Raw genomic sequence first — 11,646 nt, 5'->3', positions numbered from 1 at the left:
ATCCCTCGCCGCCGAAGGATGCCCGCAGCGCGTCGAGCAGGTCGGGCGTGTTGATGAACAGCGTCGGCAGGCCCCGCGATAGCCGATCGTTTGCCATGGCTGCGGTGAGATGCGTCTTGCCGCAGCCATGCACGCCCATCAACACCAGCCACTTGTGCTGCTGGGGATCGCGCACGAAGCTCTGGACGATGCCATAGACCTGCGTCAGGTTATAGCGATGGCGCTGCGCCTCTTCCAGGCCGTACGGCTGCGGGTTGAAGTTCTCGAAGGTCATGCGCCGGATCAGATCATAGCTCAGGCCCATCAGCCGGTTGACGACCTCGGAGGTGTAGCCGACGACCGCGACGATCCGGCTGACATCGGCGTCCTGAATGCGCGCGCGGATGCGGCCCTCGAAGCTATCGAGCAGCTTGTTGGTGGTGATGACGGTCGGGCGGCGCGCGTCGTAGCGATGCGCCAGAATCTGGTAGAGCTTCTCCTCGGCCCAGGGACTCGACGATTGCGCTCCGAGATCGTCCAGCACCAGCACCGGCGCGTCGCGGACTGTGCTGAAGAGGTCGTCGTATGAGATGTCGCTCTGGGGGCTGAAGGTGGTGCGCAGATGATCGAGGAAGTCGGGCACGAAGACCCACAGCGCGCCTTCATTGCGATCGAGGATCGCGCTGGTGATCGCCGCTGCGAGATGCGACTTGCCGGTACCGCTTGGCCCGGTCAGCACCAGCCAGCCTGCGGGTTCTGCCGCGTACTCCTGCGCGACCCGCAGCGCGACCTGGAGGGCGTCGCGGCTGTAGGCGCTGCTGCCACGGTGCAGATCGAAGTTCTCGAAGCGCTTGTGCTGCAACGGCCCCAGATGCGAAAGCTCACGAAATTTGCTGGCGCGGCTGGCGGCAATCTCCTGCGCTTTGCAGCCGCAGGGCATCAGCTTGCCGAAGTTGGGATCGCCGTAGGGCACGTCGTAGCGTAAAAAGCCCATGCCGTTGCACTTCGGACAAACCGCCGTGGCTGGCTCCGGGTGTGAATCGTCGGGGTTGACGCGCATCCGCGCAAGAATATCAGATAACGGTTCCATAGGCACGTGATGTCGTCGTGACGGGGCCTCCAGTCGGCCCGGCTAATACTTGATAATGTTTGAAAGCTCGCCGCTGATATATCGCCCCGGATCGTCGGCGTGCGTGGGCAGCAGAGGTCCGCGCCCGTCACGCGCCCAACGATCGAGCACCGCCGCGATATAGCGCCAGGAGCGTCGGTTAGAGCGCACCGCCTCGCGGATCGCGTCCTCCAGCCAGGCCGCAGGATAGATCGCCTGGGCCTCCTTCAGCTCAGCGGCCAGCATGGGCGTCAGCACGCCGATGTTTTGCTCGTACAGCGCGAAGACCGTAGGCCGCTCGGCTGGTGGCTGCGGCACCGGCAGCCACGCGATGTCGCCGTCGATCATCCGCGCCATCCAGACGCGGTTGCGCTCGGTGTTGGCGAGATACCAGTTGCCGACGCGCGGGCCTTCCGGCACCGCAGCGTGCAGCAGCGTGCCACGGCGTACCGCGGCTTCCAGCCCTTCGATCAGTACATCCTCAGTCGGGCGCAGCGGCGCAATAGCACGCAGGGATCGGCCCAGATCGGCATCGTCGCGGAAATCGGCCCACTCGACCATGCGCGGACGGCGGCGGCTGCCGCGCAGCAGGTAGAAGAAATGCAGCGTGACCTTCAGCTCCGCCGAGTGCGTGATCATCGGCAGTACGTCGGTAAAAAGCTCACGCGGCAGCTTGATCGGATCATCAGTCGAAAAGCCGGTGAAGGTCATCACGCCAGTCTCCCACAGTGCGCTGCGCGTCGCATGTTCCCATACTACCACGCTCTATCTGCATCGTCTATACGTCGGCCAGGTGTCAATCATTCGCTCAAGCAATATCGACGCCGCTAGTAGCCATCTGGTGATTGGAACGGCGCGAGGTTCTGGAAGCGGGTCGTGCGCTGATCGAAGAAGAGCGGCACGACGCCAAGCGGCCCGTTACGGTGCTTGGCAATATGAACCTCGGCAATGCCTTTCTTGTCGGTATCTTTATCATACATTTCTTCACGGTAGATAAACATGACAATATCGGCGTCTTGCTCAATGCTGTTATGAACGACGATGTTGTTGGCAACGAAGTTGTGCAAGCCGTCAACGGTGAGGTCATAAACCTCTTCCTCTCCATCCGGCTCGATCGCGATGATGTGATCCCAATAGACATCGCTCTGTGCCAGATTGGTAAGGCTTTCTGATTGGACCACGTGCGCTAATCGCGCCACACGAGCACGGCTAAGATTCTGCTTGTACAGAGATGTGCCGCAGTACGCATTACCCAAGCCAGCCTGCATCTGCCGCCCTGTCATGGCTACGGTTTGCATCGCTGGAATAACGATCTGCCGCCAGACTTCACGTGGAATGACATCGCGGTTGGTATTTGCCGGGCGCTGCTCCAAGTAGTCGAGAATTGCTGCTCGATGAGCAATCTTACTTTGACCGACAGCTCCAATACGCTGTAGGAAGCGTACGATCTCATGCCTGCCGTCGACGTTCACGTGAAATTGATCGCGACCTTTGCCCTTTTGCGCAACACGATGAAGCGTGGCATTGATCGACAACCGTAGCAGTAAGGATTGGACATCTTGAGCTAATCGCAGGCTACTTGTAGCATAGTAGATCGTCGGTTGAGAATGGGATCGACTCGCCATCCAAATGCATCCATCAGTTGCCCAGAGGTGGCGAAGGAAGCAGGCAATACCGGCATCTGGTTGAGCAAAGACCTGCTCAGGCACACACTTTTCGTGTGAGCGCAAGCCGAAAACGTTCAGACTATCCATCCACGCCGCAACGGGATTGCAAACGTTGTGCGTCAGCCGCGCAGCAGCTACCAGATATACTTGGAACCAATCGCGTTCCTGGCTGATTCGTGGTGTGACAGCTTCGCCAAATACCTGGGTCGCTAGATCCACGACCGTTTCAGCCAGCGTTATGTCATTGGTGGTGTATTGAATGATATGACGCGGCAATGTACAGCCGTCGCCAATCAAATGTCCGAGTAGAGCTAATTCCGCATCACTCATCGTTGCCTGGGTTGTGCCGGGCAGTTGACGTGGCAGCGCAAGGCGTGTCCCAACATCTAGCTCGTCAAGACGTTTCCAGCCCTGGATTGTCAGGAATTTGTGATTAGCCGTTGCGCGGATCGTGCGGCCCAGCCCTGTGGTCAGGCGATAGACTGGCTTTCGTCCAGTTGCGAAAGCGTTGGTTACGGGATGTGGTTCGAGCTTCCAGGTTTCGGTGTTGAGCGCCAGTACCTTGAAATTGGTCTGACCGACCAGTTGATCGATGCGACGATAGGCTCCCGTTTCAGGCATGTAGATCAACGTGTCGCCCGTCAAGCAGCCCGACTCTCTCAAGTCGGCAAGGACCGGAACGTGACTCGTACGGCCTTCAACTGCGCGCGAAAGCTGCGAGAGCGCCATGACGGGGATATTTAGCTCACGAGCCAGCGCCTTGAGCGATCGTGAGATTTCGGAAACCTCCTGCACGCGGTTATCGTTGCGCTTGCTGCTGCCGCTCATGAGTTGCAGGTAATCGATGATCAGCACTTCGAGGCCATGCTCGGCCTGCAAGCGCCGCGCCTTGGAGCGCACCTCGGTGACGGTGACGCCGGGCGTATCGTCGATGTAGATCGGCGCCGCGGAGAGCTGGCCCATCGCGTCCATCAGCACGGTCAGCTCGTTGGTGCTGATGCGGCCCGTGCGTAATTTCTGCGAATCGATGCCGGTATGCGTCGCCAGCAGGCGCTGCAACAGTTGATCGCGGCCCATCTCAAGCGCGAAGACGCCGACGGGCGTGCGGTGCTGCATCGCCATGTTGAACGCGATCGACATCGCCAGACTCGACTTGCCGACGCCGGGCCGCGCCGCCAGAATCAGCAGGTCCGACTTATGCAGCCCCCCGGTCATGCGATCGAAGTCGATGAAGCCGGTCGGGAGGCCGACCATCTCCGGGCCGCGCTCCTGGACCTCGCTGAGATACTCGTAGTACTGATCGACGACCTGCGCGAGCGGGACAAAGCCTTGCAGGCCGCGCCGCTGCGACACGTTGAACAGCTCTTGCTCGGCGGCGTCCAGCGTCTGCTCGACATCATCGGTTTCGTCGTAGCCGAGCGCCGCGATTTTGCCGCCAGCGCGGATCAGGCGGCGCAGCACAGCGGTACGCTCGACGATCTTGGCGTAGTACTCGACGTGAAAGGCCGTCGGCACCGCGTTCGACAGATCGATCAGGAAGGGCACGCCGCCGATCTGCTCCAGGCGCTCGGTGCGGCGCAGCTCGTCGGCAACCGTCGTCAGGTCGGGCGGGGTGCGGCGATTGTAGCAGTTCAGTTGCGCTTCATAGACCCAGGCGTGCTTCTCGATGTAGAAATGTTCGGGCTGCAACCATGCTGCGATCGGCACAACCGCCTCGCGGTCCAGCAAAATAGCGCCGAGTGTGGCACGTTCGGCTGTTTCATTGTAGGGAAGACTCTTTTCCACAAATTATACTCCGGCACGCTCACAGGCTATCCACAGCTCGTCCACAATAGGTTATAAACGCACAATGTGCCGTGCTTAATGAAAGCACGACACATTGCTGGTCTGCAAGTCTGCGGCCTTACACCGCGATGACAAGTTATTCGGCGCTGGTTTCGTCGACGGTAGCCGTCTCTGCGGCTGGCTGCGCGGCCTCGCCGCCCTCGCCGCCTTCGCCTTCGACCACGACATTGAGCCGCGCTTCGATGCTGCCGGTAAGACGCACGGGCACCGAGTAGACGCCTGCGCGCTTGATCGGATCGCCCAGATCGATCTTGCGGCGGTCGATGTCGATACCAAGCTGCTGCTGAACTTTCTCGGCGATATCGACGTTGGTGATCGAGCCATAGAGCCGATCAAGCTCGCCGACGCGCACCTTGAAGCGCAAGGTCTGGCCGTTGATGCGCTGAGCCAACTGCTCAGACTCGGAGCGCATCTTCTGGTCGCGCTTCTTCTGGGCCTCGGCACGCTCCTGAGCCTGTTTGATCAAGCCTTTGGTTGCCAGCGCGGCGTAGCCTTTGGGCAGCAAATAATTGCGTCCATAGCCGTCGGCAACGTCTTTGATCTCGCCAGCTTTACCGAGATTCGGCACATCTTGTATCAAAACAACTTTCATGAAATCCCCACATCGGCGCTGTGGCCGGTACGCTATCTTTGCGATCTTTAGAGAGTGCGGCGATGGAAACTCGTCAATCAAACGAACGGCTTCCCCGCCGGAAGCCGAACCGTATAATAGCATATTCAACAACTGATCGTCAACGACGACCGCGGCCCTGAATCAAGGGAACAACGGAACAAGGAAACAAGCAAAGAGCAAAGAACCGGTTGCCACGCGGGTGCCCTTTGGGCATGGCACCCGGCCCGGGCGAGGGCCTGCAACTCGAAACTCGAAAGTTTGAACCAATGTTTCCCGCACATGGCCGTGATTCTGCACTCGTGCGGCATGGGAGAACAACGTTATGAATGCTCGACCACGATCGATTGGCCTGGCGCTCGGCGGCGGCGGAGGTAAAGGCTCCGCGCATATCGGTGTATTGACGGCGCTGGAAGCGCTGCATGTTCCGATCGATGTGATCGCCGGGACGAGCATCGGCGGCCTGGTGGGAGCGCTGTATGCCGTGGGCTACCGGCCCTACCAGATCGAGCAATGGTTTCAGCGGGCGACGATGCGCCGGATTCTGGATCGTGATCCGACCAACGGCGGCTTTATCGGCACGCGCAAGATCGAGGCGCTGCTGCGCGAGGCGTTTGGCGGGCGCACCTTCGCCGACGCGACGCTTCCGCTGGCGCTGGTTGCGGTGGATATTGGGCGCGGCACGGAGGTCATCTTGCGCGATGGCCCGCTCGTCGATGCGGTGCTGGCCTCGACGGCCATTCCCGGCCTGTTTCCGCCGGTCCTTCGCGACACGCGGGTGCTGGTTGACGGGGGCGTGCTCAACAATGTGCCGGTCGATGTTGCGCAGATGCTCGGCGCTGACCGGGTGATCGCCGTCGACCTGGGGCTGGTATCAGGAGAGTTCGTGTATGGACAGACGGGAGAGCCGCCGATCGCGATGTGGTCGCCGCGCCGCTGGGTGCCACGGAGCCAGATGGCGCTGGCTGAGCGGGCGCTGGCGCTGATGATGGCGCAGATCACCGAGCGGCGGCTGGCGCAAACTCCGCCCACCGTGCTGCTGCGCCCGGTTGTTTCGCGCTTGTTTCCGCTGGACTTTACCCGCACGGTAGAAGGCCGGATGTGCGGCGAGCGGGCCGCGTTCAAGCAGCGCGCGGCACTGGAGGCCATACGTGATTGGCGGCTAGCGACCGAGTCGACGTGAAGCGCATCGGGCTTGTATGAGCGCGCGGCGACGTTGGAGTCGAAATCTATACTCACGAAAACATAAATAACTTAACAATAACAACTAGACAGAATGCGATGGGGGCTAGGCGATACCAGGACGAACGGAGGATTTTCAAAAAAGTAACGGTGTTTTATAACACGAAACTGAGACGAATCTGAGAGTTGCATTATTTTTTGCGTTGTGATACACTTCGGCCCAACGTGACCTCGGCCTTGTGCCCGATAGCCAGTAACCTTGCCGTTGAAAGGCATAAGCGTTTCGTTTAGCCAAGTTGCTGAACGAATAAGGAGAGAAGCAACTATGTCGAGTCCTGCTGACTTGCCCGGACGCACGTCGCAAACGCACGACTTGAGCGATCTACAACAGCGCGTTCAACAAGAAGCCTCTCATTGCGAGACCTCCTCACTTCTAAAGCAATTTCTGACTGGCGGTAGCACAGCATTGCGCTCGATCCCGCATCGCTACCTGCGTCACGGCTTTATTGCGCTTTCCATTCCGGCTGCGTTACTCGCAGGCACCGTGATTCCTGCGGCTCAGCAATCCTCATCGACCATTACGCCAGTTGCCGCAGCATATGCGGTCCAGAGCAGCTTAGGCGCGTTCCAGGGCGACGCTGCCGTTGCCGCAGAGGCAACCGCCGACGAGTTTGTTTTTACCGATACCGCGTCGGCTCTGGCAGCGCCCGTCAACACCCGCTACGCGCCTGTCGCGGTGGATGTCGCCAATCTACGCAGCGGCCCCGGCATTAAGTATAATCGGATCGGCAAGCTGACGGAAGGCCAGACCGTGCGCCTGCTGGGTCGTAACGGCGAGTGGTACAAGATCGAAACCAAGAACGGCACGACTGGCTGGCTACACGGCGAGCTGGTGAACGTCAGCAGCGCCGCCGCAAACTCGCTGATGACGGTCAAAGCTAGCGCTGTTCCGGCCAAGGCCCGCGTCGGCACAACCACCGACTCAAATGTTAATCTGCGCAGCGGCCCCAGCACTGGATATAAAGTCGTCACCCAGTTGCCTGCCGGGATCAAGCTCGAAGTGCTCGGCCAGCAGGACGGCTGGTATCGCGTCGCAACGCCCAAGGGCACGGTCGGCTGGATCACCGACGATTTCTTCAAACTCGGTCAGGCGAGCGTCGCGCCCGCCAAAGCATCCTCGAACGGCGCGATCCTGGCGCGGGTTGGCGAAAACCGGGTGAACCTGCGCAAAGGCCCGAACACGCGCTTCGGTAGCTTCGGCAAGATGGCCGAGGGCACGCAGATCGAGGTGCTGGCGCGCAACGGCAACTGGCTCAAGGTCCGCTCGCCGCGCGGCACGGTCGGCTGGATCGCCAAGGATCTGGTCGAGATCACCGCGGGCAGCATCGAGAATGTGCCGATCACCAAGGATGTGCCCGCGCTGCCGAAGCCACAGGTTCAGCCGCAGACTCCGGCTGCTCCCGCAGCGCCGAGCGTGGCTGCCTCCGGCGACGCCGCCGGCATCGCGATGCGCTACGTCGGCGCGCGCTATGTCTATGGCGGCGCCAGCCCGCGCGGCTTCGATTGCTCCGGCCTGACGAGCTACGTGTACCGCCAGCTTGGCGTGAATCTGCCCCACAAAGCGAGCATGCAGTTCAGCACGCGCTACGGCCAGCGCGTCGGCTTCGGCGATCTGGCACCGGGCGATCTGGTCTTCTTCGCGAATACCGCCGGTCCTGGCATTACGCATGTGGCGCTCTACACCGGCAACGGCATGATGGTTTCGGCTAGCACGCCGCGCATGGGCGTGCAGTACGTCAGCATCCACAGCCGCTACTGGCGGAGCCACTTCGCAGGCGCGATCCGTCCGTACCGCTAGCCAATTCCAACCTTGACGGATCTTTCAGCGCCGGGGGGCATATGCCCTTCGGCGCTTTGCCATGCGCTATGTCGTCCGCGATGAGGGTTTGTCGTTTCGGCAGCGGAGTTGTACAATGGCCGCGCAACACACGCCTGAGGAGGCAGCATGAAAGGTTTGGTCCTGAGCGGCGGTAAAGGCACGCGCTTGTACCCGCTCACCTATACAAAAGCAAAACAACTGATCCCCGTCGCCAATAAACCGGTGCTCTTTCGGGTGATCGAGGCGATCCGCAACGCCGGAATTACCGAGATCGGCATCGTCGTCGGCGATACGGCGGCAGAGGTCAAAGAGGCGGTGGGCCGTGGCGGGCGCTGGGGCGTGAATATCACATACATCCACCAGAGCGCTCCCGCCGGTCTGGCGCACGCGGTCAAAGAAAGCCGCGAGTTCCTGGGCGACGATCGCTTCGTAATGTTTTTGGGCGACAACTGCATTGAAGGCGGGATCTCGTCGCTGATCGAGCAGTTTGGCCGCAGCGATTGGAACTGCCAGATCGTGCTGACGCACGTCAACGATCCCTCGCAGTTCGGCGTGGCCGAGCTTGACGAAGAGGGCCGGATCATCCAACTGGTCGAAAAGCCCAAGGAGCCAAAATCGGATCTGGCGCTGGTCGGCATCTATATGTTCGATAGCCACATCTGGGAGGCGATCGAGCATATCAAGCCCTCGTGGCGCGGCGAGCTAGAGATCACCGACGCGATCCAATATCTGGTCGATCACAACTACCGCGTCTTCCCGTACATCCATCGCGGCTGGTGGATCGATACCGGCAAGAAGATGGACATGCTCGACGCCAACCGGCTGGTGCTGGAGGAGATCGAGCATAAGATCGAGGGCTTTGTCGATCGAGATTCGCAGATCACCGGCAAGGTGACGGTCGAAAAAGGCGCTGAGGTGATCAACAGTGTGATCCGTGGCCCGGCGATCATCGGCGAGCATACGCGGATTGTGAACGCCTATATCGGCCCGTTCACGGCGATCTACCATCACTCGAACGTCGAGGATAGCGAGATCGAGCACTCGATCGTGCTGGAAAACTCGTCGATCAAGAGCATTCCGCACCGCATCGAGGATAGCCTGATCGGGCGCAATGTCAAGATCCACCGCTCGCCGATCAAGCCCAAAGCCTACAAGCTGATGCTCGGCGATAACTCCGACGTGGGCATTTTGTAAATATTTCCCTCTGAAGCAGGTTGATCCCCTCGCTGGCGGCTGCGCTGGCGGGGGATGTGTTGTGCTGCGGATCTAAGGACCGAATTTGGGGTCCGGCACCGTTTTTGCTACAATAGCTTGCACTCGCCGCAGGGACCGGTCAGCGTGATCGGTCTCCATTTGTGATTGGTGTGGGCTGATGGAGTTGACCGACATTCTTCAGCGCTTGGCCGCGCACGCGCCGCTCGCCGAACTTGCTACGACCATTCGCGAGCAGCCAGCCCCAGATCTGCGCGTCGCTCCGCTGATTGGCGCTGCGCGTCCTCCGATGATCGCGCTGCTGGCGCGTCGGCTGCGGGTACCGCTGCTGATTGTCGCGGCACGATTGGAGCAGGCCGCGCGGCTGCGTGAGGATCTGTGCCAGTGGCTCGACGACGAGCAGGTCTTGCTCTTTCCCGCCGCCGACGCGCTGCCCTACGAGCATATGTCGGTGGGCGACGAGGTGATCGCCGAGCGGCTGCGGGTCTTGCAGGTGCTCCGCGCGTGGCGGTCGAGCGCCACCGATCCCGAAGCTACCGCGCCCGTGATCGTCGCGCCGGTCAAGGCGCTGATGCAGCCGACGCTCACGCCTGAGACGCTGGAGTCCGCGATTCGCACGCTGGTCGTCGATCGGCGGGTCGAGCCGCGCGAGCTGCTGGAGCACTGGACCGCGCTGGGCTATACCAGCGTCGCCGCCGTGGAAGCGCCGGGCGAGCTGAGCAGCCGGGGCGGCATCATCGACATCTATCCCCACACCGAGAGTTCGCCGCTGCGCATCGAGTTCTTCGGCGACGAGATCAGCAGCATCCGTCGCTTCGATCCGCTGACCCAGCGCTCGGAGCGCGGGCGGTCGCGGGCAGTTGATGTGCTGCCGCCGCATGAGATTCCGTTCTGGCAGAAGGAGGTCGCGCTGGCGCGACTCGCCGCGCTGCCGATCGACGAGCTGCGGCCTGAGGTGCGCAGCGAGTGGCATGCCAACGTCGAGCGGCTGGAGCGTGTCGAGCGCTTCGAGGGCCGCGCCTTCTACGCGCCGCTCTTCTTCGACGCGCCGCTGCCGTCGCTGGCGCTGCATCTGCCCGCTGGTGTGCCGATCCTCTGCTCGGAGATGCGCGAGGTGGCGCAGGTTGCCGCCGAGCTGCACCATCAGGCGGCTGAGGCCTGCAACTCGCTGTTTGAGGCACGCGAGATCCCGCTGGACTTTCCCCGGCCCTATCTGCTGTGGGACGAGATCCGCCAGCAGAGCGCGGGGCATCCGCTGCTCGATCTGACCAGCCAGCCCGCCGACGATGCGCTGCACTATGATGGCGGCGCGACCTTCGCCGTCGATGATACGCTGTTCACGCCAGCCGAGCGCTTCGGCGGGCAGATCTCGCGCGCCTTTGACGACATCACCCGGCGGATTGAAGCGGGCGGGCAGGTGGTGATCGTCTCGCCGCAGGCCGGACGCATGCACGAGATCGGGGCGGAGCGCGGGCTGATCGCCGCCGAGGCCGCCGAGCCGACCGGTGGCAATCGGGCCGGGCTCAGCGTGATCCACGGCACGATCGGTGAGGGCTGGGATAGCCGCGACCTGCGGCTCACGCTCTACACCGACAACGAGATCTTCGGCTTCCAGCCCCGGCGTCCGATCGTCACCAGGCGCAAACGCCAGCAGCGCGAGATCGACCGGCAGGCGTTTTTGCAGACGCTCAAGCCCGGCGATCACGTGGTGCATGTCGAGCACGGCATCGCGATCTACGAGGGCCTCAGGCGGATCAATGTCGAGGCCGTCGAGCGCGAGTACCTGCATCTGCGCTACGCCGCGGGCGACGCCGTGTACGTGCCCGTCGACCAGATCGATCGCGTCTCGAAGTACATCGGCTCGGCGGAGTCGACGCCCGCGCTGTCGCGGCTGGGCACTGCCGACTGGGAGCGCGTCAAGCGCCGCGTCAAAGCGTCGGTCGAGGAGTTGGCGCGCGAGCTGCTGGATCTCTACGCCGCCCGCCAGCTTGCCGAGCGGCCAGGCTACGGCCCCGATACGCAGTGGCAGTACGAGCTGGAAGACGCCTTTCCGTTTGTCGAGACTGACGATCAGCTCCAGGCGATCGGCGATGTCAAGCACGATCTTGAGACGGATAGCCCGATGGATCGGCTGATCTGCGGCGACGTGGGCTACGGCAAGACC

General features: G+C 61.7%; 8 protein-coding genes. 4 read left to right on the top strand and 4 right to left on the bottom strand.

The window, feature by feature from the left end; translation table 11 throughout:
- From VFZ66_20980 to rplI, 4 genes are all read right to left on the bottom strand, one after another.
- Nucleotides 1-1,069: ATP-binding protein (locus tag VFZ66_20980; protein ID HEX6291672.1), on the bottom strand; the 1,069-nt coding region annotated here is incomplete at its 3' end.
- 42 nt (nucleotides 1,070-1,111) lie between these two features.
- Entirely contained in the window at nucleotides 1,112-1,849 is a 738-nt protein-coding gene (locus tag VFZ66_20975) for a DnaD domain protein (GenBank protein ID HEX6291671.1), read from the bottom strand.
- Between the two features lie 65 nt (nucleotides 1,850-1,914).
- Entirely contained in the window at nucleotides 1,915-4,539 is a 2,625-nt protein-coding gene (locus VFZ66_20970) for a replicative DNA helicase (GenBank protein ID HEX6291670.1), read from the bottom strand.
- 136 nt (nucleotides 4,540-4,675) lie between these two features.
- On the bottom strand, nucleotides 4,676-5,191 hold the full coding sequence (rplI, locus tag VFZ66_20965; protein ID HEX6291669.1) for a 50S ribosomal protein L9: 516 nt from the start codon (nucleotides 5,189-5,191) through the stop codon (nucleotides 4,676-4,678).
- 343 nt (nucleotides 5,192-5,534) lie between these two features.
- Here rplI and VFZ66_20960 point away from each other — a divergent pair, with 343 nt between their 5' ends.
- From VFZ66_20960 to VFZ66_20945, 4 genes are all read left to right on the top strand, one after another.
- A complete protein-coding gene (locus tag VFZ66_20960) occupies nucleotides 5,535-6,392 on the top strand; it encodes a patatin-like phospholipase family protein (protein ID HEX6291668.1) in 858 nt (285 codons plus the stop codon).
- A 465-nt stretch (nucleotides 6,393-6,857) separates the two neighbouring features.
- Nucleotides 6,858-8,249: an SH3 domain-containing protein gene (locus VFZ66_20955; protein HEX6291667.1), complete on the top strand. Its 1,392-nt coding sequence runs from the start codon at nucleotides 6,858-6,860 to the stop codon at nucleotides 8,247-8,249.
- 147 nt (nucleotides 8,250-8,396) lie between these two features.
- On the top strand, nucleotides 8,397-9,464 hold the full coding sequence (locus VFZ66_20950) for a glucose-1-phosphate thymidylyltransferase (protein HEX6291666.1): 1,068 nt from the start codon (nucleotides 8,397-8,399) through the stop codon (nucleotides 9,462-9,464).
- Nucleotides 9,465-9,642: 178 nt separating this feature from the next.
- Nucleotides 9,643-11,646: CarD family transcriptional regulator (locus VFZ66_20945; GenBank protein ID HEX6291665.1), on the top strand; the 2,004-nt coding region annotated here is incomplete at its 3' end.

This window comes from Herpetosiphonaceae bacterium, assembly GCA_036374795.1.
Taxonomy (GTDB): Bacteria; Chloroflexota; Chloroflexia; order Chloroflexales; family Kallotenuaceae; genus LB3-1.
This window is presented reverse-complemented; position numbering and strand designations above follow the sequence as displayed.